The 24,057-nt window shown below is 61.6% G+C and carries 22 protein-coding genes and 1 pseudogene; 7 read left to right on the top strand and 16 right to left on the bottom strand.

The window, feature by feature from the left end; translation table 11 throughout:
* The first annotated feature begins 32 nt into the window (after window positions 1–32).
* Complete coding sequence (locus TM49_RS04350) at window positions 33–839, top strand: AraC family transcriptional regulator (RefSeq protein WP_045679690.1); 807 nt, start codon at window positions 33–35, stop codon at window positions 837–839.
* A 272-nt stretch (window positions 840–1,111) separates the two neighbouring features.
* Here the strand turns inward: TM49_RS04350 and TM49_RS04340 are convergent, their stop codons facing one another.
* The gene (locus tag TM49_RS04340; RefSeq protein ID WP_045679688.1) at window positions 1,112–2,011 is read right to left on the bottom strand and encodes a LysR substrate-binding domain-containing protein; all 900 of its coding nucleotides are present in this window, start codon (window positions 2,009–2,011) and stop codon (window positions 1,112–1,114) included.
* Window positions 2,012–2,104: 93 nt separating this feature from the next.
* Between TM49_RS04340 and TM49_RS04335 the strand changes: the two genes are divergently transcribed.
* Genes TM49_RS04335 through TM49_RS04315 form a run of 5 tightly spaced genes read left to right on the top strand, consistent with a single transcriptional unit; the run spans window position 2,105 to window position 7,313 of the window.
* On the top strand, window positions 2,105–3,265 hold the full coding sequence (locus TM49_RS04335) for a trans-sulfuration enzyme family protein (RefSeq protein ID WP_045679687.1): 1,161 nt from the start codon (window positions 2,105–2,107) through the stop codon (window positions 3,263–3,265).
* 43 nt (window positions 3,266–3,308) lie between these two features.
* On the top strand, window positions 3,309–4,331 hold the full coding sequence (locus TM49_RS04330) for an amino acid ABC transporter substrate-binding protein (RefSeq protein ID WP_052699712.1): 1,023 nt from the start codon (window positions 3,309–3,311) through the stop codon (window positions 4,329–4,331).
* Between the two features lie 50 nt (window positions 4,332–4,381).
* Window positions 4,382–5,488, top strand: a complete 1,107-nt coding sequence (locus TM49_RS04325) for an amino acid ABC transporter permease (RefSeq protein ID WP_052699711.1) — start codon at window positions 4,382–4,384, stop codon at window positions 5,486–5,488.
* Window positions 5,488–6,573 (top strand): amino acid ABC transporter permease, encoded by a 1,086-nt coding sequence (locus tag TM49_RS04320; protein WP_045684759.1) that lies wholly within the window; start codon window positions 5,488–5,490, stop codon window positions 6,571–6,573. The genes TM49_RS04325 and TM49_RS04320 overlap by 1 nt, the downstream gene beginning before the upstream one ends.
* Window positions 6,570–7,313 carry an amino acid ABC transporter ATP-binding protein gene (locus TM49_RS04315; protein WP_045679685.1) on the top strand — a complete coding sequence of 248 codons (744 nt, stop codon included), beginning with the start codon at window positions 6,570–6,572 and terminating at the stop codon, window positions 7,311–7,313. The genes TM49_RS04320 and TM49_RS04315 overlap by 4 nt, the downstream gene beginning before the upstream one ends.
* A 77-nt stretch (window positions 7,314–7,390) precedes the next feature.
* On the opposite strand, the gene TM49_RS04310 is transcribed toward TM49_RS04315, so the two are convergent.
* The 15 genes and pseudogenes from TM49_RS04310 to TM49_RS04235 all read right to left on the bottom strand — a co-directional run bounded on the left by TM49_RS04310 (window position 7,391) and on the right by TM49_RS04235 (window position 21,115).
* A complete protein-coding gene (locus tag TM49_RS04310; protein ID WP_045684757.1) occupies window positions 7,391–8,791 on the bottom strand; it encodes a PepSY-associated TM helix domain-containing protein in 1,401 nt (466 codons plus the stop codon).
* Between the two features lie 42 nt (window positions 8,792–8,833).
* Window positions 8,834–9,208, bottom strand: coding sequence for a hypothetical protein (locus TM49_RS04305; RefSeq protein ID WP_045679684.1), 375 nt, complete (start codon window positions 9,206–9,208; stop codon window positions 8,834–8,836).
* Window positions 9,201–9,809 carry an SCO family protein gene (locus TM49_RS04300; protein WP_045679683.1) on the bottom strand — a complete coding sequence of 203 codons (609 nt, stop codon included), beginning with the start codon at window positions 9,807–9,809 and terminating at the stop codon, window positions 9,201–9,203. The genes TM49_RS04305 and TM49_RS04300 overlap by 8 nt, the downstream gene beginning before the upstream one ends.
* Before the next feature lie 127 nt (window positions 9,810–9,936).
* Window positions 9,937–10,980, bottom strand: coding sequence for a DUF1775 domain-containing protein (locus TM49_RS04295; RefSeq protein ID WP_045679682.1), 1,044 nt, complete (start codon window positions 10,978–10,980; stop codon window positions 9,937–9,939).
* Window positions 10,981–11,042: 62 nt separating this feature from the next.
* On the bottom strand, window positions 11,043–11,384 hold the full coding sequence (locus TM49_RS04290) for a hypothetical protein (protein WP_045679681.1): 342 nt from the start codon (window positions 11,382–11,384) through the stop codon (window positions 11,043–11,045).
* A 153-nt stretch (window positions 11,385–11,537) separates the two neighbouring features.
* Window positions 11,538–11,825 carry a hypothetical protein gene (locus TM49_RS04285; RefSeq protein ID WP_045679680.1) on the bottom strand — a complete coding sequence of 96 codons (288 nt, stop codon included), beginning with the start codon at window positions 11,823–11,825 and terminating at the stop codon, window positions 11,538–11,540.
* Complete coding sequence (locus TM49_RS04280) at window positions 11,822–12,892, bottom strand: CobW family GTP-binding protein (RefSeq protein ID WP_052699710.1); 1,071 nt, start codon at window positions 12,890–12,892, stop codon at window positions 11,822–11,824. Before TM49_RS04280 ends, TM49_RS04285 begins: the two co-directional genes overlap by 4 nt.
* Window positions 12,893–12,987: 95 nt before the next feature.
* Window positions 12,988–13,602 (bottom strand): ZinT family metal-binding protein, encoded by a 615-nt coding sequence (locus TM49_RS24005; RefSeq protein WP_425283284.1) that lies wholly within the window; start codon window positions 13,600–13,602, stop codon window positions 12,988–12,990.
* 1,266 nt (window positions 13,603–14,868) lie between these two features.
* Window positions 14,869–15,801, bottom strand: coding sequence for a zinc ABC transporter substrate-binding protein AztC (gene aztC / locus TM49_RS04270; RefSeq protein WP_052699709.1), 933 nt, complete (start codon window positions 15,799–15,801; stop codon window positions 14,869–14,871).
* Window positions 15,802–15,825: 24 nt separating this feature from the next.
* On the bottom strand, window positions 15,826–16,695 hold the full coding sequence (aztB, locus tag TM49_RS04265) for a zinc ABC transporter permease AztB (RefSeq protein ID WP_144409471.1): 870 nt from the start codon (window positions 16,693–16,695) through the stop codon (window positions 15,826–15,828).
* Window positions 16,692–17,468, bottom strand: a complete 777-nt coding sequence (gene aztA / locus TM49_RS04260) for a zinc ABC transporter ATP-binding protein AztA (protein WP_045679677.1) — start codon at window positions 17,466–17,468, stop codon at window positions 16,692–16,694. Before aztA ends, aztB begins: the two co-directional genes overlap by 4 nt.
* A 370-nt stretch (window positions 17,469–17,838) precedes the next feature.
* Window positions 17,839–18,135: a type II toxin-antitoxin system RelE/ParE family toxin gene (locus tag TM49_RS04255; RefSeq protein WP_045679676.1), complete on the bottom strand. Its 297-nt coding sequence runs from the start codon at window positions 18,133–18,135 to the stop codon at window positions 17,839–17,841.
* Window positions 18,132–18,398 (bottom strand): type II toxin-antitoxin system ParD family antitoxin, encoded by a 267-nt coding sequence (locus TM49_RS04250; protein ID WP_045684752.1) that lies wholly within the window; start codon window positions 18,396–18,398, stop codon window positions 18,132–18,134. Before TM49_RS04250 ends, TM49_RS04255 begins: the two co-directional genes overlap by 4 nt.
* A 1,145-nt stretch (window positions 18,399–19,543) precedes the next feature.
* A pseudogene (locus TM49_RS22920) lies at window positions 19,544–20,308 on the bottom strand (DDE-type integrase/transposase/recombinase); the annotation flags it as partial.
* Between the two features lie 105 nt (window positions 20,309–20,413).
* Window positions 20,414–21,115 (bottom strand): cyclic nucleotide-binding domain-containing protein, encoded by a 702-nt coding sequence (locus tag TM49_RS04235; protein WP_045679675.1) that lies wholly within the window; start codon window positions 21,113–21,115, stop codon window positions 20,414–20,416.
* Between the two features lie 242 nt (window positions 21,116–21,357).
* Between TM49_RS04235 and TM49_RS04230 the strand changes: the two genes are divergently transcribed.
* Window positions 21,358–24,033 carry a nitrate/nitrite transporter gene (locus TM49_RS04230; protein ID WP_045679674.1) on the top strand — a complete coding sequence of 892 codons (2,676 nt, stop codon included), beginning with the start codon at window positions 21,358–21,360 and terminating at the stop codon, window positions 24,031–24,033.
* Window positions 24,034–24,057 lie beyond the last annotated feature (24 nt).

Genomic DNA, 24,057 nt, shown 5'->3' with positions numbered 1-24,057 from the left:
ATTGCGATTGATGAATTTAGACATTCATCAAGATGATAGCGAAATTCAACCAAACACCGATGGCGCTTTCCTGGGCGCGCAGCGATAATGACCTTGACAGGTCAACGGCGCGGGCGAGTGCCATCAGGATCGATGTGTCAGAAAACGAACGGGAAGCGCCTGAACATCACCATCGCAAGGGGCAACTCGTCATGGCGCTGAGGGGCGGCGTCACCTGCCGTGTTCCGAGCGGGATGTGGATGGTGCCGCCGCACTGCGGTATCTGGGTGCCGGGCGGAATGACCCACAGCAATGTCGCGACGGCCAATGCCCGCCTGTTCTTCTTGTTTGTCGAGCCGGGCGCGGCCGATCTTCCCGATCGATGCTGCACGCTGTCGCTTTCGCCGCTTGTCCGGGAATTGATTATCGAGATGGCGGATCAGACCGATGTTGCAAAGGCCGAGGCCGACACCATGACGACATTGCTGTTGTCGGCGCTCTCGCGGATGTCGGTAGAGCATCTGCACCTGCCGCTGACGGACGAGCCACGGCTCAACCGTATCGCGTCGGCGCTGGCGAATGATCCGGGCGATCGCAGCACGGTCGCGCAATGGGCGGCCCGCGTGGCCATGAGCGAGAATTCGCTCGCCCGGCTCGTCCAGCGGGAGACTGGTCTGACCTTCGGTCGCTGGCGCCAGCAATTGCAGCTGATCATCGCCATCCGCAGTCTTTCCGCCGGCGCGACGGTTCAGCAGGTCTCGGGCGATCTCGGCTACGAATCGGTGTCGGCCTTCATCACGATGTTCAGGAAGGCGCTCGGTACCTCGCCGGCTAGGTATCTCAGGGTCTTTGGCGGGTGATGGAGTGGCCGGCCGGTTGATGTGCGGATCCGCGGCCAACGCGACCGGGATCAAAATCGCGCTCTCGGCAAGGAAACCGCTCCTCCCTTTGAGACCGATCGCTCTGGAACTCGTCAGTTCACGAATGGGCGGGATAAAGAAATGATGCCGCTGATGGAGAAGCTGAACGAAGGCGTCGATGGTTCGTATCCCATCAAGACCTGAAGCAGCCCATCAGAATGAACCGTGTAGCTGGAGCACAGCGGCCGCCCAGCAGTCTGCTTTCCGCTTTCCTACGCCGTCGGCAGCTCGTACCTGTTTCGCAGCCGGAAAAGTTCGGCCGTGAAACCGCGCACGAGGGCGGACTTCTGGATGTCGGCGGGAAAGAGAAGGTAGACGCGGAACATCACCTCGGGCGTGAAGGGGCGGAGCGCGATCGCACGGCTTTCCGTGTCGCCGATAACCAGCGGGTTGACCAGACCCACGGCATCTCCCTCCTGCGCCAGCGCGCAGATGGTGGCGGCGTTCGGGGTCTCGATCACATATTTCGGCTCTTGCCCGGCTTGCTTCATTGTCTCGTCGAAGCGCTGCCTCGCCCGGTCCTCCGGGCTGAGCCCGATCAGCGGCCATTCCGCGATCAGATCGGGTGTGATTGCTTTGTGAAGGGTCAGCGGATGGGATTTCGGCATGGCGACGAGGCCCGGAAAGCTGCCGAACAACTGGCTGTCGATGCCCGATCGATCGATCTCGTCTGCTGCGAGCCCCAGATCGTATTGCCCGTCAGTGATGCCGTTCCGGATCGCCGACGACCAGGTGATCTGGAAGGTGATCCTCACGCCCTGATTCTGCCTCCGGAAGGCGCGGATGGCCGCGGGCACCAGAATAGCGCCGGCAGCCGCCAGCGAGGCGATCTTTAGCGTGCCGGCCCCATAATCCCGTATGCTGGCTGCGGTGGCCTGCAGCCGGTCCAGTCCCTTGAAGCTGACCTCGACCTCCCGGAAGAACAGTGTCCCCTCGGGAGTCGCGATCAGCCGACCGCGCACCCGGTCGAACAGCGGAAACCGCACCGCCGCTTCCAGCTCGGCGATCAGACGCGACACGGCCGGCTGGGTGACGCCCATCAGCTCGGCGGCCCGGACGGTCGAGCCCGAGATCATCACGGCATTGAAGGCTTCGAGCTGGCGAAAATTCATGCCTATAAGGTTTCCGCATAGAACTATGTGCCCTGATCAGTATTCCTGCTGCCAACAAAAGGCAACGATGGCATCGTTATTTCAGGAGTTCACATGCGCGACGCAACCAAGAGCGTTCATCACCCGAAGATCGGCGAAGAAGGCTATGCCGCCCTCGGCGTTCCGACCCACCGGGCCTCGACCATCGTCTTTCCGGACGCCGAAGCCTATGCCACCCGGTCGCAACGGGATCTCGACGGCTATTCCTACGGCCTGCACGGCACGCCGACGCAGCGCGTGCTGGAGGCGCAGCTTACAGCACTCGAAAACGGCCTGAAGACGGTCATCCTGCCGTCCGGCCAGGCCGCGATCGCGGTCGTGATGCTCTCGTGCCTGAAGCCCGGCGACCATGTTCTGGTCGCCGACAACGCCTATCCCCCGGTCATTGGCCTTTGCCGCAATTTCCTGGAGCCGCGTGGCATCGCATGGTCGGTGTTCGAGCCGGGTATTGGTGCTGGCATCGAGGACGTTGTGCGCGACAACACAAGGCTGATCTGGATGGAATCGCCCGGTTCCACAACCATGGAAATCGAGGACGTGCCGGCCGTCACCGCGATTGCGAAAAGGCGCGGCATCCTGACCGGCATCGACAATACCTGGGCGACGCCGCTGCTGTTCAAGCCGCTCGACCATGGTGTCGACTTCTCGATGCAGGCGCTGACCAAATATCCGGGCGGCCACTCGGACCTGCTGATGGGCTCGGTCAGCGTCAACGATCTGGATCTGCGCAAGGCCTTGCGCGACACGATGCGTATGCTGGGCTTCGGCGTTTCGCCCGACGCGGTGCAACTGGTGCTGCGCGGGATGGAAACCATGGCGGTGCGCCTCGCCCACGTCGGGCGCGTGGCCGGCGAGATCGCGGTGGAGCTGGAAAGCCGTGATGTCGGGCCGGTGCTGTTTCCCGCACTCGCCTCTAGTCCCGGACATGCCATCTGGAAACGCGATTTCGCCGGCGCCAGCGGCCTGTTTTCGGTCGTTCTGCCGGCCGCGCATGAAGCGCGCCTCGATGCCGCGCTCAATGGCCTGCGCTATTTCGCGATCGGCGCCTCCTGGGGCGGCACCCGCAGCCTGATTGCGCCGATGAGCGTCAAGACATCGCGGCAAATGCCGCATCCCCACAAGGACCGCATCATTCTGCGCGTCAATATCGGCGTGGAAGATCCCTCCGATCTCAGGGAAGACCTCGACGGCTTCTTCACTGCGCTCGGTGGCTGAGAAGTCACATGCAGCATATAAAATCCAACAAGGAGACGGGAACATGACCTGCAAGACCACATTGACCGCGATGGCGGTGATCGCCGCATTCGCCACGCCGGCATTTGCGCAATCGACCTCGACGCTTGACACCGTGAAGGAGCGGGGGCGGCTGATCTGCGGCTCCAGCCAGGGCACGCCCGGCTTCGGCGCGCCGGATGACAATGGCTACTGGCGTGGCCTCGACGTGGAAACCTGCCGGGCCGTCGCCGTGGCCGTGCTCGATGACAAGGATGCGGTCGATTTCGTGCCGCTTTCGGGCCAGCAGCGCATTCCGGCCCTTCAGACCGGCGAGATCGACATGCTGCCGCGCACGCTCACCTGGACGCTGCAGCGCGACGCCAACGGCATCAATTTCACGACGCCGAATTACTATGAATTCACCGGCTTCATGATGCCGAAATCGCTCGGCATCACCAGCGTCGAGGACATGGCGGGCGCATCCGTTTGCGTGCAGACCGGCTCGACCACCGAGGTTGTCGTCAACGACGTCTCGACCAAGAACGATCTCGATCTTCAGCCCGTTGTCTTCGACAACACCACCGCCGGCCGCCAGGCCTTCTTCTCCGGCCGTTGCGATGCGCTGATCACCGATGCCGGTGCGCTCGCCTCCGTGCGCGCGACGATGGCCGACAATCCGGATGATTACGTGATCTTCCCGGCAACGCCCTATATGGACGCGCTGACGCCTGCCGTCCGTCATGGTGACGACCAGTGGCTCGATATCGTGACATGGTCGATCCAGGCGATGATCGCCGCCGAGGCATTCGGGCTTACCAGCGAGAATATCGACGACTATCTCGACAGCGACGACCCGCGCATCCGCCGCTTCCTCGGCACGGATCCGGGCAATGGCGCGGCACTCGGCCTCAGCGACGATTTCGCCTATCGTATCGTGAAATCCGTCGGCAATTACGCCGAGGTCTACGATCGCAATGTCGGCATGGACAGCCCGCTGAAGCTGGAGCGAGGCTATAACGCGCTGTTCAACGACGGCGGGCTGATGTTCCCGCTGGCCTTTCAGTAAAGCCGGTCATGCTGTCGCTCTGGTATTCACAACGAGCCCGTTCCTGGGCCATGCAGATCGCCCTTCTGGGCGGTCTGGTCCTGTTCGTCTGGTGGCTTGCGGGCAATACGCATGAGAACCTGACCGAACGCGGCATCCGCACCGGTTTCGACTATCTCTGGCGGCCGGCGCGCTTTCCGATTTCCGAAAGCATCCTCCGCTACGATGCATCGGACAGCTTCTTCTGGGCCTATGTCGTCGGTCTCGCCAATACGCTGTGGCTGTCGTTCCTGTCGATCCTGTTTGCAACGCTGCTCGGGCTGGTGGTCGGGCTCTCGCGCCGCTCCGCCCATCCGCTGCTGTCGCGCTTTGCCGGTACCTATGTCACGGTGCTGCGCAACGTTCCGCTGATCGTCCAGCTTCTCTTCTGGTATGCGATCGCCACCTCTCTGTTTCCGGTACCGCGCGAGGCGCTCAATCCGCTGCCCGGCGTGTTCCTGTCCATTCGAGGCGTCTATGCGCCGGCCCTGACGCTCGGCCCGGGCGCCAGCATGCTGTTGATCGTTGCGGCGATCCTGCTGGTCATTGCAATCGTCGCCGGCTTCAAGCTTTCCGCCGGAAAGCGCCTGTCGGTAAAAGCCGCGAGCGTCGGCCTCTCTGTCTGCCTCTGGGTGGCAGTCGTTGTCGGGCTCTCCGGCATGCTCGGCCATCCGGTCGGTCTTGAGGCTCCGGCCCTGAAGGGGCTCAATTTCAGGGGCGGCATGGTGCTGTCGCCCGAATTCGCCTCGATCATCACCGGCCTGACGATCTACACGTCGGCCTTTATCGGCGAAATCATCCGCGGCGGCATCGACGCCGTCGAAAAGGGCCAGTGGGAAGGCGGCAGGGCGCTGGGGCTCAGCGAACGCCACATCATGTTCCGTATCATCCTGCCGCAGGCGCTCAGGATCATTGTGCCGCCGATGACGTCGCAATATCTCTCGACCGTGAAGAACACGACGCTTGCCGTGGCGGTCGGCTATCCCGAACTCGGCCTCGTGGTCAACACCGTGATCAATCAGACCGGCCAGGCCATCGAGAGCATCCTGATCATGCTGGCCGTCTTCCTCAGTATTTCGCTCTCTGTTTCCGCTTTCATGAACTGGTACAACGCGCGCGTTGCGCTGGTGGTGCGATGATGACAGATATATCTTTCAAGATCGCTGATGCACCGCAGAAACCGCCCAAGGCCAAGCGCAAGCCGCTTCTGAAGCTGTTGTTCGGCGACCTGCTGTCGGCATTCCTCACGGTTCTGGCCGTCCTGATCATCGTCGGCCTCATCCCGGCCTTCAACTGGGCCGTTCTCGATGCCCACTGGGTGGGCGGCCCGGCCGCATGCCAGGGCGGCGGGGCGTGCTGGACCTTTATCGGGGCCAAGGCGCGGCTGATCCTGTTCGGCCTCTATCCGCCATCAGAACAATGGCGGGCCACCATCGTCATCGTGCTGATCGTCGCCATGGTTCTGGTTTCGCTGTCGCCGAGATTATGGAATGCTCGGCTCTTGCTGGTCTGGGCCGTCGCGATTGCCGCCATGCTGGTGCTGATGGGCGGCGGCGTGCTGGGCCTCGACTACGTGCCGACGTCGAAATGGGGCGGCCTGCCGGTGACGCTGCTTCTGGCGACGCTTTCGCTCGGGCTTGCGTTTCCGCTCGCCGTGCTGCTTGCGCTGGGGCGGCGGGGGAAATTGCCCGTTGCCCGCGCGATCAGCATTTTCGTGATCGAACTGGTGCGCGGTCTTCCGCTGGTCGGCCTGCTGTTCGTGGCGGCGATCCTGCTGCCTTTGCTCCTGCCGCCGGAATGGACCGTCGACAAGCTGGGGCGGACGCTTGCCGCGCTGACGATCTTCGCCGCCGCCTATCTGGCGGAGGTCATTCGCGGCGGCCTTCAGGGGCTGGATGACGGGCAGATCGAGGCCGCCGAGGCGCTCGGCATTCCCTACTGGAAAATGATCTGGCACATAGTTTTGCCGCAGGCGATCCAGAACGTGATCCCGCCGCTGACCAACACCGCCATCGTGATGATCAAGAACACCTCGCTGGTGCTGATCGTCGGCGTGTTCGACATGCTGAGCGCGGCGCGCAGCGCCAGCACCGACCCAGCATGGCCGGCGCCTTCGACCGAGGCCTATCTGTTCGTCGCCGCGATCTACTTCATCATCTGCTTTTCCATATCCATCTATTCGCGCCATCTCGAATGGGGCGTAGCCGCAAGGACACACGGATGAAACCTGCGATCGAAATCGATAACATCGACAAATTCTATGGCGATTTTCACGTGCTCAAGAGGGTGTCAATGACGGTTGCGCCCGGTGAGAAGGTTGTGGTCTGTGGCCCGTCGGGCTCTGGCAAGTCGACGCTGATCCGCTGCATCAACCGGCTCGAGGAGCATCAGGCGGGCCGGATTGTTGTCAACGGCGTCGAGCTTGGCGACGATCTGCGCAATCTCGATGCGGTCCGGCGCGACGCGGGCATGGTGTTCCAGCATTTCAACCTGTTTCCGCATCTGACTGTTCTCGAAAACTGCGTTCTGCCGCAGATCCTGTCGCGGCGCACGCCGCGCGCGGAAGCGGAGACAGCGGCGGAAACCTTCCTGAAGCGCGTTCGGATTCTCGATCAGGCGCCGAAATTCCCCGGGCAGCTTTCAGGCGGGCAAAAGCAAAGGGTCGCCATCGCGCGGGCGCTCTGCATGCGGCCGCGGATCATGCTGTTCGATGAACCGACATCGGCGCTCGATCCGGAGATGATTCGGGAAGTGCTCGACGTGATGGTGGAGCTCGCCGATGACGGCATGACCATGGTGGTCGTCACCCATGAAATGGGCTTCGCCCGCCAGGTCGCCGATCGCGTCGTCTATATGGAAGCCGGCGGGATTGTCGAAACCGCCGCCCCGGATCAGTTCTTCGATGCGCCGGAAGACGAGAGAACCCGACGTTTTCTCTCCAGCATCCGGACAATGATCCACTGACAGTCCCGTCGCGAGCCGACATCTTCTTGTGAGACAGTTCGATGCGACGTGCTTGTGGCGCGCCGCATCGACGCTTTTTAGCTCAGCACGCGCCGAATGCTCGGAACGAGCCGCAGCAGTTTCGCATCCAGCAGCAGGATGAATGCGATGGCAAGCCCGGCCATGGGAAAAATGATCCCGAGCGTGACGACGAGCAGGGCCGCGCCTTTCCAGAAGGGGATGTCCTGCGGTCTGGGCGGGGCGAATAGGCGCTTGCCGGCAGTGGCCGGGCGGCGTTTCCACCACATGATGGCGCCCGAGATCGACACCAGAAGGACGGACAGGCAGAAGGTGGTGTTGAGCACGAGGTTCCAGACGCCGAGATCGCCTTCATGGAAGGCGATGCCGACGGCCATTGCCTTGGCATAGGGCGAATAGTCCGAAAAGCGGATATCCGCCAGCACCCTGCCGGTATACTGGTCGATATGGATCGTCCGGTCGGCGGTCGGGTTCGGGCCGTCATTGGACATGCTGTCATGGCTGATGGTCCACACGCCGGTGGTGTCTTTCGGAAGGTTGAGCTGGAAGCGGCCGTTGAAGCCGAGGCTGCCGGCGAAGGCGGCGACGCTGTCGATATCGACCTTTCCGGCGATCGCTTCGACGCCCGCGAGCGAACCTGATTCCGGTAGCGGCGTTTGCTCCAGCCCCCAGGGAACTTCCTTGCCATCGCCATGGTTCATATCGGCATGAGTGCTGTCGGAGAGTGGCGCGCCCCATTTTTCGGCGGGAAACGTGTTCCAGGCCTGCACCATCTTGCCGCCCCACACGCCGGCCCAGCTGAGGCCGGACAGCAAGAAGACGAGTAGGATCAGCGAGATCCACATTCCGGTGACGCCATGGAGGGATTTCCACAAGGCCCTCTTCCTGAGAGAAAGCTGAGGCGCCAGCGCTGAGCGCCAGCCGGAGCCGTTGCGGGGCCAGTGAAGATAAAGGCCGGTCACGATCATGATGATCGCGAGGCTTGCCGCAATCTCGATCATCCGGTCGCCGAAATCGCCCAGCATCAGCGTGCCGTGGACCTTGTTTGCGAAGTCGTACCAGCCGGCACGCCAGGGGAAGGTTTTCATCACCGCGCCGGAATAGGGATCGAGCGCCACGCCGGTGGTGCCGGCGTCGGTTTCGACGGCAAAGGCGGCTATGCGGTTGTCGGCGAGCGGCGATATATACTGCGTGGCACGGCCGTCGGGAACGGCTGCCTCTGCCGCCGTCTCGAGCGTGCTGACTGCCATCGCTTCGCCCTGCGGCGTGACCGCCATGCGCTCGGCGCCCAGCCCCGCCGACCAGGAGATCCAGAGCATGGTCAGGCCGGTGACTGCCAGCATGCAGAGGAAGGGAATGACGTAGAGGCCGGCGTAGAAATGCCATCGCCAGGCAAGATAATAGTATTTTTTCGCGGCTGCCGCCGGCGGGGTCGCGGCCCTGAGGGTCGTATCTGTCATGATTTTCTTTCGCTTCAATGAGGTTTCAACGGGTTTTGAAACTCATGATGCGAAAGGGGGACCGGTCGCCGGGGGCAGGACTGTGGCGTGCGCGTGCGCAAGCACGGTCGTCCACCGGTCTTGGGCGATCACAAATGCGCCGCTCCCGGTCGGTACGGGAAGCGCGACATAAGGAAGGCTGAACAGGCCGTGCGCCATAGCCCAGTCGCAGGGGCTGCCCTGACCGGATTTTCCGGCAGGCCCTCCTGTCTGCGGGTCTGGCGCGATCTCCAGCGGACCATGGCCGGTGCAGATGACGACCGCTACGCCGTGCGTTGTCGCAACCGGCATGACCCCGGCCGGCACCAGCGAAAACAGCACCAGAAACGCCAGCACAGCGCCGCCGATGAGGTCGCGCGCTGCCCTGAGTTCAGCCATTGTCGGTTTCGATCAGCTTCTTCAGCTTCGCGACGGCGGTTGCCGAGTCCTCCTTGTAGGAGATCGTGCTCTGCAGCACGCCGCCGTCATTCAGGAGAAACACCGAGGCCGTGTGGTTCATCGTGTAGTCGCCGTCCGGGTCGTTCGGATCGAGCGGCACCTTTTCGTAATAGATGCCGAAGCCATCGGCCATGGCACGCACCTTGTCCGGGTCGCCGGAAATGCCGGTGACCCGGTCGGTGACGTTGGAAAGATACAGCCCCATCATCTCCGGCGTGTCCTGGTCGGGGTCGATGGAGATCCAGTAGGCGTCGATCTTGTCGCCGTCGGGATCGACCTCGTGCAGCCAGCCGTTCAGTTCGTAGAGCGTGGTCGGGCAGACTTCCGGGCAATGGGTGAAGCCGAAGAACAGCGCGGTCGGCTTCTGCCGGAAGGCAGCCTGCGTTATCGGGGAGCCGTCATCCGCCGTTAGCGTGAAGTCCGGACCCATGGGGACATGCATCATCTCTTCGTTCGTCTCGCGGATCTGATAGACCAGCCAGACGATCACCACGCAGATGGCTGCGATGGACCCCCAGAGGGCCCTTCTGAAGTTCTTCATGTCCTGAATTCCTGCTTGCGCACACGGGTCCGCGGGGCCGTCGCCGGCCCGGCAGACGCTCTTGTGCGATTTGGGAACGCCCCGCATCGCCGGTCAGGCTGTGCGGGGTCGGTGCGGTGACTGAAACTCAGTTCGCCTTCATGTCGCCATGGTCGGCGTGGTCATGATCCATGCCATGCATGTCGTGGCCGGCTTCCTTCGCGGCGATGCTTTTGACGGCGAAGGGCACGGTCACCTTTCCCGCCTTCTCGAAGGTCAGCTCGACATCGACGACCGTATCTTCGACAAGCGGACCATTCAGCTTCATGAACATGATGTGCAGGCCGCCCGGCGAAAGCTCCACAGTCTCGTGAGCGGGAACCGGAATACCATCGGTCATCTGGTACATTTTCATCACCTCGCCATCCATGCGCATGTTGTGAAGCTGCAGGTCGCCTGCGGCATCGGATGAGGCGGCGATGAGGCGATCGTCGGTATCGCCATTATTGGTGATTGACAGGAACCCGCCGCCGACGGGTGCGCCGGGCAGGGTGGCGCGGGCGAAGGCGCCGGTGATGTCGAGATCACCAAGCTTGATGTCCTCGCTCATGGCGTGGTCCATATCATGGCTCATGTCATGAGACATTGGGGCGTGGTCGTCGTGGCCACCATGTCCGTGACCGGCGGCCGTCACCGTCAGCTTGGGCGCGGGTTCGGCGTCACTTGTCTCGCCCGTACCGGTCCAGTGGTTGGCGCTGCCATCGGCGCAAAGCTGAACGGCCGGGAAATAGAGCACCGTGCCGGGCGCGATATCGGCCGACAGCGAGCCGCGCATTGCGAATTCATCGTAATAGGCGTCGGGCAATTCGCCGCCCTTCCATATCACCTCGGTCACGCCTTCGCTGACCGGCATGCCATGGTTCATATAGGTCTCGGCGTAAGCGCCCGTGACGGTTTCGAGCTCCCAGCCGGCATGCGGCATCGGCTTCACGCTGTAAAAGCCTTCCGGCACCTGAACGCGGATTTCGGTGGTCGCCGCGCCATCGCAGCCATGGGGAACGCGCAATACGGCCTTGTAGCCGCCGCCGGCCGGTGCTTCGCCGGTTTCGAGCGTCATGTGGGCATTGGCAGCGGAAAGGCTGGCAAGGCTGATTGCGCCGGCCCATGCGAGACGGGTCATGAACGTGGTCATGGAAAATACTCCGTTTGGAATTGTCGTGATTTTACGGACCCTGACAGGTCCGCTTTGCGGAATCAGACAGCAAACGGCGGTGCGCGCGGATTGTAATGGCTTGTGTAGACGACGCGGGGCGGGGTCTCGTCTTCAAATGCGAGATCATGTGCCACGAGGCAGGTATAGGCCGGCACGGCCTCGTCCGGCGGCGGCGGCAGGATGGCGGCATCCTGGCGGCAGGCATGGCAGGGGCCGTGGCTCATGGCCCAGTCATCGCCGGGTCCGCTGCCGCAGAGAACGCTCTGGGACGATGCCAGAAGCGAACTCGCATCATGGTGGGTCAGAGCCGGCATGAAGGGCTGATAGATAAAGGCGAGCGCAAAGACGGCGATCACGGCCAGTGCCGCCGCCAGCTCCCGCATCGCTGCCTTCAATCCCCGCAAACCCAAAACCTCCCCATCATTCTGCTGTTCCGCCGAAGCATACAGCATGTCGGCCAGACAAGAATGGAAGCCGCACGTTATTGTAACTTGTCAATTTGACGCAAGCGAAATGCGATCTCGCGCGCGCCGTTTTCATCCATCGTCCTGAACATCCGTCGCCCCAAGGCTGACGTCCTCCAACGTGACATCCGCCATCGCCTTGTGGATGGAAAACTGACCTGTGTCGTTTGGCCCCGCCATCACCAGAATGACCGTTTCCTTCGGCGGACAACCGGGGAGGTGGCAGGCGAGTTCGTTGACCGAGACGATGGTTGCATCGTCGATCTTCAAACACGTGCGTGTCCAGCTCTTGATCCTGCGCGCGGACTCGATGACGTCCGGTTTTTTCGGGGCGAGCGGGTTCACGAAAGCACTGCTCAAGCGGTTTTCCTCCTGCTTTTCTTTGAGCGCGCGACAAGGGCGTCGAAAAGCGCGCGGATCTGCTGTTGCGGGAGGTCCATGCCGATCAGCACGATCCGCGTGCCGCGTTCCTCACCTGGCCATTGCGGCAGGCGCACGGTCGGGTCCATTCTGTGCTGCACGGCGTGGATCACCATTGGCCTTTCGGGATCATCGCTGAGCGCGACCAGCCCCTTCATGCGGATGAGGCCGCGGTTTTGCGGGCTGACGAGAACGCCCAGCAGAATGCCGATCGCATCCGGGTCAAGCGGCGTTTCGCTGGTCAGGTAAAACGCCTCGATCTCGTCGCCGTGGCGATTGGGGTCGTGGTCGTGCTCCGGGTGCGGGGAGAGCCGTTCCATCGCCAGCCAGCCATTGACGTCTTCCGCCTTCTGCGACACCGAATAGGGCGTTTCGCCGAGAAGCGAGACAAGGTCGAAGCCGGGCCCATTCCGGTCGTGAAAGCGCGCAGCCGGGTTGAGCACGGCAAGCTCCCGCGCCCAGTTCCGTTTTTCCTCGGCGATATCGGTTTTCGTCAGGATCACCGCATCGGCAAAGGCCAACTGCTTCCAGCCCTCGATGAAGCTTGCAAGCGTCGAGCGTCCGTCAATCGTATCGAAGGTGGTGATGACGCCCTGCAGATAGAAGTGGCGCGCAACGGCGTGGTCCCTCAGCGCGGTTGCCGGCGCGCCGCCGGGGATCAGGCTGTTGATGATCGGAGCGGGGTCGGCAAGCCCGGTGGTTTCGATGACCACGCGGCTGATCGGGCCGATTGCGCCTTTCATCCGGGCCTCGTGCAATTCGAAAAGCGAGGTGCGGATATCGCTTGTGGCGGAGCAGCAGAGACAGCCTGTCGTGGTGCGGATGTAGCGCTCCGAGCCGGTGCGGACGAGATCGTGATCGATGGCGATGGAGCCGAACTCGTTGATGATCACGGCGGTCTCATGCATGCGCGGATCGCTGACCAGTTCATTGATCAGCGTCGTCTTGCCGGAGCCGAGAAAGCCGGTCAGCAGCGTTACCGCAACGGGGTCGTAGAACTGCTTCAATCCATTCCTCATTGACACGGAGGCGGGCTTGTCGACAAGCCGGTGTGTCCGGCCATGGAAGGCCGGACACTTCTTCGTTGGTTATGGCGCTGACCTCAGTGCGCGAGCATCTCGTCGACGATCTGGTCGGCGTTTAGTGATGACGGGTAGTAGGTCGGCCAGTTGGTGAGTTCCTCCAGCACGGCGGCGCGGTCGTCACCCCAGTAGAGGTGATAGTGATCGGCATCCGCCGGCGCGATCCGGTGGTCGGAGAACTGGATGAACTGCGGTGCGGCCGCGTCGCCACCGGTCTTTTCGAAGATGAAGCGGACGCCCCTGTTGCCCTTGGCATAGGTCAGGATTTCATAGCCGTCGCTTTCGTAGTGGCCTTCAACCGCTTCGCCATCCCGATAGAAGGTGACCGTGTCGCCTTTGATGGTGATCCGCCCGACGTCGGTCTTGTAGCCGGTGTCGTAATAGGCTTTGTATTCTTCGGCGGTCATGCTGCCGGTCTCGGCCTTGTGTTCCATCACCGGATCGAGTGTTCCGTCCTGAAGGTAGGGATACACCGACTGCCAGTCGCCTTCCCAGTCGGAAAGCGTACGGTCCGCGATCTGGCTGTCCTCGAAATAGCCCTTGGCGATCTGCGGGTCGCCATGATCGTGGGCATGGGCATGGTCGTCATGCGCGTGATCGTGGCCTTCATGGTCATGTTCGCCTTCGTGCACCATGCCGCTGCCGCCGGCAACGGCGATGTTGTAGGGCATGCCGCCGACGTCGATCTTACCGACTTCCGTGAGGCCATCCTTGGCGATGCGGCGGACGAGGCCGGCATTCGGATCGGTCATCACGATTTCATCGCCGGCCATGGCGATACGCGGACGCGGATAGTTCCAGTGGCCGTCCATCGAATAGGGTTCGGTGACCTTGGCGCTTTCCGTGAGGCTGGCGTCCAGAATATCGATCTGGTGCAGGCTGCCGTCCTCGGTTAGCACATAGCCGTAGCGGGCATTGGCCGGATCGAGCGCGAAGTCGACGCGGCGGAAAGGCAGTTCGATATAGCTGAAATGCGGTTCTTCGGCCGGGTCGATGACGACGAGTCCATCCTTGCCGTAATTGCCGAGAAACACCTGCATGCTTTTCGCGCCGAGCAGGGTGCCCGTGGTCTGTCCTTCCGGCAGATCGTCGGGGTAAGTCAGCATCTCGAAGACGGGGCCGTCTTCGCCCGGGGTCACGGTCAGAACACCTTCCTGGCAACCGGCGGCCAGATAGGCGCCGGAAAAGGCTTCGCCGTGAATACCGGTGCAGGTCGCGACATCGCCGGCCGGCTCGCCGTCTTCGCTCACGGCGCGCAGGCCGATGCGGGTGCCGTCGACCGGCGTGTCGGTGGCAACACTCGTGACCCAGTACTGGCCGACGGGGGCGGCAAAACCGTGATGGGCGCGCTCCTGCTTCAACTCGCTGGTTTCAATCTCGCCATGGGAAAGTTCATGGGCATCAACGATTGCGGCATAGCCGCCCTTGTCGAAATTGATGACGACCTTGCCGTCATGATCGATGATGTGGAACGGGCGCGGGCCGGTGAGGCTGCCCTCGACGGCGATTGGCTCCTCGATGTCGATATCGGAATGGTCGCCATGGGAATGCAGCGAGATGCCGCTGTCGATGAAATGCACCGCGTCGCTGTCCGACTGGACGGCGACGATGGCCGCGCCGTCATTGACCGCATAAAGCTTGTTCTGGCCGGCGGTGTCGAAGGACCAGCGATGGTCGGGCTCACCGAGGTCGAAGGCCGTGACTTTCGAATCGGAATGATCGCCGACGAAAACGCGGTAGAGGGTGACGCTGTCCTCATGGTCCTCGGCAAACGCCGCCGGAGCGCCAAGTGAAATCGCGAGTGCGGATGCACCCAGGATCCATCGTTTCATATTCGTCTCTCCTTTATGGTATAACGTAACAAAAATGGGCAAGGTTCGGCCTCGCCCTTTTTATGGGTGTCAGCCGTTGTTGATGGCGTTCGCGAGCGTTTCGACATTGTAGTGCATCATGTCGATATAGCTCGGCGCGGGGCCGTCGACTGAAGACAACGCATCCGAATAGAGCGTTCCCACAAGCTCGAGTCCGGCTTCGGACGCGATCTGTTCGACGAGGCGGGCGTCGGAAATGTTTTCGGCAAAGACGGCCGCCGCGCGCTTTTCCCGGATCTCACGGATCAGCGAGGCGACATCCGCGGCGGATGCTTCGGACTCGGTCGAAACGCCCTGCGGCGAAAGGAAGGTAATCCCGTAATCGTGCTCGAAATAGCGGAACGCATTATGGGCGACGACGGCGACGCGGCGATCCTCAGGGATCGCATCGACCGTGGCCCGGATTTCCGCATCGAGCGCCGTCAGATTTTCGAGATAGGCCTCGGCATTGGCCTCGTATGTCGGGCATCCTTCCGCATCGGCGGCGCAGAAGGCCTTTTCGATGTTCTCGACATAGACTTTGGCATTTTTGACCGATTGCCAGGCATGCGGATCGTTCGGCGCGGCGTGGAAGATCGCCTTGCCGTCGATATAGTGATAATGGCCGCCATTGGGATCGTTGAGGATATCGGCGCCATCGGTCACGGTGGTGATCGGCGCGTCCGTCTGGCTCGCCTCGATCAGACGGCCCATGAAGCCTTCGAGCTGCAGGCCGTTGACGAGGGTGACATCGGCCCGCGCCAGCGCCATGGCATCGGCCGGGCGCGGCTCATAGACATGGGCATCGCTGTCCGGTCCGACCAGCGTTCGAAGCGTGATGCGGTCGCCGCCGACCTGTTCGGCAAAGTCGCCGATGATCGAGAAGCTGGCGACCACGGCAAGCCTTTCGTCCTCGGCATGGGCGGGCGCGCAGAATGCAGCGGTGACGATCAGGCTTGTGAAAAGGGCTGTCAGTGTCTTCATGTTGAATTCCGGTAAGTTGCTTGATCAGGCTGCGCGATGCAGCGATTTCGGCAGGCGCGACAGAAGAAGGCCGCGCGGGCTTGCGACGACCGAAACGAAATAGATCGCGCCGGCCGACAGGATGATCGCCGGGCCGGACGGCAGCGATGCGTGATAGGACAGCAAAAGGCCGACGAGGGAGGAGGCAAAGCCGATGGCGATGGCGAGCGCGCACATGGTCGAAACGCGTTGCGTCCAGAAGCGGGCGGCGGCTGCCGGCAGCACCATCAGCCCGACGGACAGGAGCGTGCCGAGCGCCTGAAAGCCCGCCACCAGATTGATGACCACGAGGCCGAGAAAGATGAAATGCACCGGCGAGCCAAGGCGGGAGACGGAGCGCAGGAACAGCGGGTCCATGCATTCGGCCACCAGCGCCCGCCAGAACAGGCCGACGAGAACCATGGAGGTGACGGAGACCAGCGCGATCAGTGTCAGCGCACCGTCGTTCAGCGCCAGAACCGTGCCAAACAGGACATGCATCAGGTCGACGCTGGAGCCGCGCAGCGACACCATCATCACGCCAAGCGCCAGCGAAATCAGATAGAAGGCGGCCATCGAGGCATCTTCCTTCTGCACGGTGAGCCGGGCGATAGCGCCGGCCCCGAGCGCCACGAAGATGCCGGCGACAAGCCCGCCGATCGTCATCGGCACGATTTCGAGGCCATAGAGCAGAAAGCCGGCGGCCGCGCCCGGAAGGATCGCATGCGACATCGCATCGCCGGTCAGGCTCATGCGCCGCAGCATCAGGAACACGCCGACCGGGCAGGCGCTGAGCGACAGCATCAGCGCGCCGGCAAGGGCCCGCTGCATGAAGGCGAACTCGATGAAGGGCAGCACCAGAGCGTCGTAGATCATGATCGCGCTCCCCCCGAGACCTGCCGCAGGCCTGCATCGCCATCGGGCGTACACCACGGCGCATGTTCATCGAAGGGCTCGCTGTAATGGCGGGCGCGCAGCAGGTTCTCCGCCGAAAGCGTGCCATGAACATCGCCCCAGGCGATGGGCCGCCTGGCCAGCAGCAGCGCTTCGGGAAAGTGTTCGCGCACAAGATCGAGGTCATGAACGACAACCATGACCGTGCGCTGCTCCCCGTGCCAGTTCTTGATCAGCGCCACAAGATCGGTGATCGTGCGCGCATCGACCGCGTTGAACGGCTCATCCAGAAGAATGAGATCGGCGTCCTGCACCAGAACCCGCGCAAACAGCGCCCTTTGCAGCTGGCCGCCGGACAGGCTGTCGACGGGACGCTTCTCGAAGCCCTCCAGACCTACGGCCATCAGCGCGTCGCTGACCGCCCGCCGGTCCTCGGTGCGATGCCGGCCGAGAACACCGCGCCGCGGCCACAGACCCAGCGAGACGAGGTCCACGACCCGGGCGGGAAAGCTGCGGTCGAGCTCCGAGAGCTGCGGCAGATAGGCCAGACGCGTGCCGGGCGCGACCGCGCAACTGCCGCCAAGCGGCCGCAGCAACCCGACAATGCCCTTCATCAGCGTCGATTTACCAGATCCGTTGCCGCCGACCACCGCCGTTAGGCTGCCCTTGCCGACAATTCCGTTCAGGTGGTCCACGGCGGGATGCCGGAAATATCCAAGCGTCAGATCGCAAAAGGTCAGGCAGGCCTCGGTCATTGAAGGGGGCTCGTTCATAGATGGGAAGCGCGTAATGTAATACCATTACATTTATCGAACGACTTATATGAAGGCAACCGATTTTTGACGTTTTCTTGAAGGACTAGCTCAGGTCTGAAAATCGCAAAAAAGATGCGCGAGCCTGACGCTCAACATTTGACAGAGTTGGCTCGGTTTGTCTGGACAGTTTTCGGTCTTTGGTTAAGTGGACTTCCGTCTCGATTGTTCTGCCACCATCACTGAGGCCATCGCGTTGAAGCAAGCCTGATCCGGCGTCTTCCGGAAACGAGGCTTTGACGCTCAGACTTACGCCGGAGCCGCGCGGTCCTGCTTCAATGCCCGAGATTACCCCAACTCAACGGGTTTTTTATCAGTCGCCGAAGAGGATTGCGCCATAGTAGGTGGCGCCATGAAGAATGTGAATGATGACCACCTTTGCACTGTCAACGCGGTAGAAGATCAGGTAGTTGCCGTGAACGGGTCGACGGATCTGATGATGTTCATAGCGCGGGACGAGGGCGAAGGCGTCGGGATTAAAGACAATATCCTCACAGATGCTCCGCAGTTCCCGGAGGAATGAAAGGGCGCGTCTTGGGTTTCGCTCAGCAATATAATCGGCGATCTGCTCAAGATCGTTTTCGGCCTCTCGGGAAAACTCACGGATCATGCCGATTTTTCGGACTTGTCAGCCATTGCACTGTATTTCGCGTCGAGACGGTTGAAGACGTCGCTCGCCGACTTGGTCCGGCCAGCGTCCGCATCGGCGATGCCGCGCATGATCGAGGCATCCAGCGCGGCAAGCCGGGTTTCGCGGTCCTGGACCAGTCGCACGCCTTCACGCAGCACTTCGCTTTTCGAGCCGTAGCGGCCTGTCTCCACGAGTTGCTGAATATAGCTCTCAAGCTGCTTTCCCAGATCGGCGCTAATCACGCGGTCCTCCATCGTATTGGAATGACGACAATATATGTGATTTATCAACTATTATCAAGCGGAGTGAAGCTCAGCCTCAATGTCCTGCGCTGGTCAAATACCTCCCAATTGACCTCAACTCTCCTTCGTCTGTCCTGATGTAAAGTATCAACTTTGCTGGAATGTCTATGGGTGTACCATACAGGTCAGATAAATGAAGGGGCGACAGTTCGTATCCCATCAAGACCTGAAGCAGCCATCGGAATGGACCATGTGCTTGGACAACAGCGGACGCCCTAGCGTCTGCTTTACGCTTTCCTATGCGGTTGGCAGCTCGTACCTGTTTCGTAGCCGGAAAAGCTCGGCCGTGAAACCGCAGACGAGGGTGGACTTCTGAATATCGGCGAGAAAGAGAAGGTAGACGCAGAACACCACGTCGGGCGTGAAGGGGCGAAGCGCGATGGTTCTGCTTGTTATTCGGCTCGGCAGCAGGCTCCACGCGCTTTAAGTATTTCAAATACTTATCGTGCCGATCGACGTCGAACCCTTGTGCCGATTTACACCTCAAAGCGTCATAATAAGGGTATCGAGCGCTTTACCCCTTATTATAACGCTTAAAAAAACCAATCGTCGGTAAAGGCTTACCAATGAACTTCATCCGGCAAGAAACGGTCAAAGGTCATGATTGGTCGCGAATCTGGCGGTGGACAGTGCACATCATCAAGGCACAGGATAATGCATCTGGGGGCCGATGACCGCAAAGCTATAGAATTGCTGAATACCAGTGTGGAAGTGGTGGTCCGCGCTGTCAAACATTCGGACGCGCTGCGGGGATGCACATGGGCGTTCCGGTGACCGGATCGCTGATGATGGTCGTGCGTAAACCGAACCGTATGGATGCCCTTTTCTGTCATCACGGTCTCCGGGCGGCCGGTCGCCGCCACCTTGCCTGCGCTGAGCATGACCATGTGATCGGCGTAACGGGCGGCCTGGTTGAGGTCGTGCAGGACAGCGACGACCGTCTTGCCGCTCCCGTTCACCAGCTCGCCGACAAGTTCCATCACCTCGATCTGATGCACGAGGTCGAGAAAGGTGGTCGGTTCATCCAAAAGCAGGATCGGGGTCTCCTGTGCAAGCGTCATGGCGATCCATGCGCGCTGGCGCTTCGTCATCGACAGCCGCCACGACAGCACCCTCCTGCTGAACCAGTCCACGACGGCGCAGAGATAGACAAAACCGCGAGCCATCGGAACGTAGGTTATATCCATTGCCCAAACCTGATTGGGCCGGATCACCGCCAGCTTGCGCAGGAGGTAGGGATAGATTTTGTGGCCTGGCGTTGGTTTCGACGTGTTCGGGTGACGGCATATCGCCTTGATGCCCATCTTCTTCATCAGCGTGGCGACGTGCAGCCGCCCGGTATCCAGCCTTTCTCCCCTCAAGAGCCCTTGCAACATCCGGCTTCCGGCAAACGGGTAGTCGAGATGCGGTTCATCAAGCCGGCGCATCAGAGCCAGATCGTCGTCAGAGACCGGACGAGGCCGATGATAGACACTGCCACGGCTGAAACCGAGAAGCTCCGCCTGACGGGCGACCGACAGTTTATGTGAGCGGTCGATCATTTCTTGTCCCCCGGCAATCCCGCCTTGCCGAGCCCTTCGGCTAAAAAATCGTTCTCCAGCGTCAGTTCGCCAATCTTGGCATGAAGGGTTTTGACATCGACGGTTGGTCCCGCCGGTTCCGCCTTCGCTTCATCGCCAAAAATGCCTGTCGCCCCCCTCAAGGAGCTGATCCTTCCATTGCTTGATCCGGTTGGCGTGCACGTCGAACTGCTGGGACAATTCCACCAGCGTCTGCTCACCTCGGATGGCGGCAAGCGCCACCTTCGCCTTGAAAGCCGGGCTATGGTTCCGGCGCGGTCGTCTCGTCATGGTATCTCCTGTTAACGGCATCTAAACCGAAGTCAGGCAGAAACTCCATTTATCCCCGCTGTGCAAATTTCCCGGGCCACCTCTCGTTCGGTGAAACCAACAGGATCAGGTCTTCGGGTCGTCGATCAGTGGCGTCGGTTTGGCGAGTGTTTTCAGGGACGTGATGTCGGAAAGCCGGATTTTCGTTCCGTCGACCTCAACGCCGTAGGGTTTCAGCGTATTGAAAGCGCGCGACAGGTTTTCCGGGGTCATGCCGAGCAGCGAGGCCAGCGTGCGCTTGTCGTAGGGCAGCTCGAATTCGCCGGTGCCGTTGCCGAATTGATGGTCTTGCCGGAGAAGCGAGTTCGCCAGCCGTTCAACGGAACTGCGCAGTTTGAGGCCCTTGTGCTCCTTGATGACGTAACGGTAGCTGCCGGCCATCTCCAGCACCATCGCCCGGGCGAAGGCGTCGTCGAGCTCGAAGATCGAGCGGACGTTTTCCGAGGGGATCAGCAGGATTTTCGAGCGCGCCCGCGTGCGCGCCGACATCAGGTAGACGGCGTCTTTCAGGACGGCCGCCAGGATGAAGGCGCTGACGGGATGCACCATCGCCATGGTTGCCTCGCGGCGGTTGGCATTGGCGTAAAGCTCGACGCAGCCCTCGATGACGACATAGAGGAAATCCGCCGGATCGCCTTCATGCACCAGATCGAGCTGCGGCGGGAAGGTCTGCAGATAGGCCGCCTGCATCAGCGCCTCGAAATTCTCCTCGCCCATGCTGCTGAACAGGCTGAGCGCCCGCACCTGGGGCAAATCGGATGATCGCATCACTCTGCCTTGATTTTTTTCGTGTCCTCAATTGATAAATTTATCAGCATGACAGGGCATCCGCAACATATCGATTCGACGATGATTTCAGCGCGGGAAGGCAATTTCACCCGCAGTTCTTGTTTATGGCGCGCCACCCGTCAACCTTGACTTAGGTCAACTTCGAGCGCCTCCCAATCCTTCTAGCTCTCAGGCAGAATTTTCAATGAGCGGGCTTCCGCTCGAGCCTTAGGGGGCAAGTCATGTCTGCAGTTGATGGTGTTTCGCGAAACGACCAGCGTCGGGCGCTCTGTCTCAGCACGGTGGCCTTCACGGTCTGCTTCGCGGTCTGGACGCTCTTCGCCATCATCGGGGTCGAGATCAAAGGCGAACTCGGCCTTTCCGAAACCCAGTTCGGCATTCTGGTGGCGACGCCGGTTCTCACCGGCTCGCTGTCGCGGCTGATGCTCGGCATCTGGACCGAGCAATATGGCGGACGGCTGGTTTTTCCGTTGCAGATGCTGCTGGCTGCGGCGGCGACCTTTCTTCTGACCAGCGCCACGACCTATCCGCTGTTTCTGCTCGCCGCCCTTGGCGTCGGTCTCGCCGGCGGCTCCTTTGCCGTCGGCGTCACCTATGTGTCGCACTGGTATCCGCCGGAAAAGCAGGGCACGGCGCTCGGCATTTTCGGCGCCGGCAATGTCGGCGCGGCGGTAACCAAATTCGGCGCGCCCTTCGTCATGGTGGCTTTCGGCTGGCAGGCGGTCGCCAATGTCTGGGCCTTCGCTCTGGCGGCCATTGCCGTTATCTTTTTCGTGTTCTCGAAACATGACCCGGTGTTCGAAGCCCGCCGGCGTTCCGGCGCGAAGGCCACCACGGTCGCGGCCCAGCTTGCGCCGCTGAAGAACCTGCAGGTCTGGCGCTTCTCGCTCTACTATTTCTTCGTCTTCGGCGCATTCGTCGCGCTGGCGCTGTGGCTGCCGCACTACCTCGTTGATGTCTACGGCGTCGATATCCGCACCGCGGGCATGGCGGCGGCCGCGTTCTCGCTGTCGGCGAGCCTGTTCCGCGCCTATGGTGGGCATCTGGCCGACCGGTTCGGCGCACGCTCGGTGATGTACTGGACCTTCGGCTTCGCGCTGCTGCTGCTGTTCATGCTGTCCTATCCGCCGACCAGCTACACGATCCACGCCAAGGGCGGGGACATCATCTTTACGACGGCGATGAGCTTCGGCGCCTTCGTGCTGATGATCTTCTGTCTCGGTTTCTTCATGAGCCTCGGCAAGGCGGCGGTCTACAAGCATATCCCGGTCTATTATCCCGAAAATGTCGGCTCGGTCGGCGGTCTCGTCGGCATGATCGGCGGTCTTGGCGGCTTCGTTCTGCCGATCGTGTTCGGCACGCTTCTGGACCTGACCGGCGTCTACACCACCTGCTTCGCCTTCCTGTTCGTGCTGGTGCTGGTAGCCCTGACATGGATGCATCTCTCCATCCGGCAGATGGAGCGCCGCAACCGGGCCACGACCGACACCCTGCCGGAGCTGCCGGAATTCGAGGGCATGACGCCGAAGACTTCCGCAGCGACGCTCACCGAATGGAACCCAGAGGACAAGACCTTCTGGGAACAGTCCGGGCGGAAGATCGCCAAGCGTAATCTCTGGATTTCCATTCCCGCGCTGCTTCTGGCCTTTTCGGTCTGGATGGTCTGGTCGGTCGTGGTCGCGCGGCTTCCTGCCATCGGCTTCAATTTCACCGATGCCCAGCTCTTCTGGCTGGCGGCGTTGCCGGGTCTTTCGGGCGCCACGCTCAGGATTTTCTATTCCTTCATGGTGCCGATCTTTGGCGGACGGCTGTGGACCACGCTTTCCACCGCCTCGCTGCTGCTGCCGGCCATGGGCATCGGCTATGCGGTGCAGAACCCGGAAACGCCCTATCTGATCTTCCTGGTTCTGGCGCTTCTGTGCGGTCTCGGCGGCGGCAATTTCGCCTCGTCCATGGCCAATATCAGCTTCTTCTTCCCCAAGGCCGAAAAGGGCAATGCGCTGGCCATGAATGCCGGTCTCGGCAATCTCGGGGTCTCGGTCATGCAGTTCCTGGTGCCGCTCGTTATCACCATGGGCGTCTTCGGCGCGCTTGGCGGCGAACCGCAGGCGCTGTCGGATGGCGGAAGGCTGTGGCTGCAGAATGCCGGTTTCGTCTGGGTGCCGTTCATCATCGCCGCCACCGTCGCCGCCTATTTCGGCATGAACGACATCGCCTCGGCGAAGGCCTCCTTTGCCGATCAGGCCGTGATCTTCTCCCGCTTCCATAACTGGATCATGTGCATTCTCTATACCGGCACATTCGGCTCGTTCATTGGCTATTCGGCGGGTTTCCCGCTGCTGATGAAAACCCAGTTCCCCGAGGTCAATGCTCTGTCCTACGCTTTCCTCGGCCCGCTGGTCGGTGCGCTGAGCCGGGCGGGCACGGGCTGGATTTCCGATCGTTTCGGCGGCGGCCGGGTGACCTTCTGGACCTTCGTCGGCATGTTCGTCGCTGTGGTCGGCGTGCTGCAATTCCTGCCGCATGGCGGTGAGGGCGGCAACTTCTGGGCCTTCTTCGCCTGCTTCATGGCGCTGTTCTTCCTCACCGGCGTCGGCAATGCGTCGACCTTCCAAATGATCCCGGCGATCATGCGCCAGGAAGTGCCGCGGCTGATGCCGGAACTGGATGCGGGCGCTCTGCAGAAGCAGACGGATCGCGAGAGCGCCGCAATCATCGCCTTCACCTCGGCAATCGCAGCCTACGGGGCGTTCTTCATTCCGAAATCCTACGGCACCTCGATCTCGATGACCGGCGGACCGGATATGGCGCTGTGGGGCTTCGGCATCTTCTACGTGCTCTGCGCCCTGCTGACCTTCTTCTACTACACCCGCCGCAATGCGCCGGTGCCCTGCTAATCGCCCGAAACAAAGGAACGGATC

The sequence above is a fragment of the Martelella endophytica genome (assembly GCF_000960975.1).
GTDB lineage: Bacteria > Pseudomonadota > Alphaproteobacteria > Rhizobiales > Rhizobiaceae > Martelella > Martelella endophytica.
Note: the sequence above shows the minus strand (reverse complement) of the source record. Positions and strands in the feature narration are given on the sequence as shown.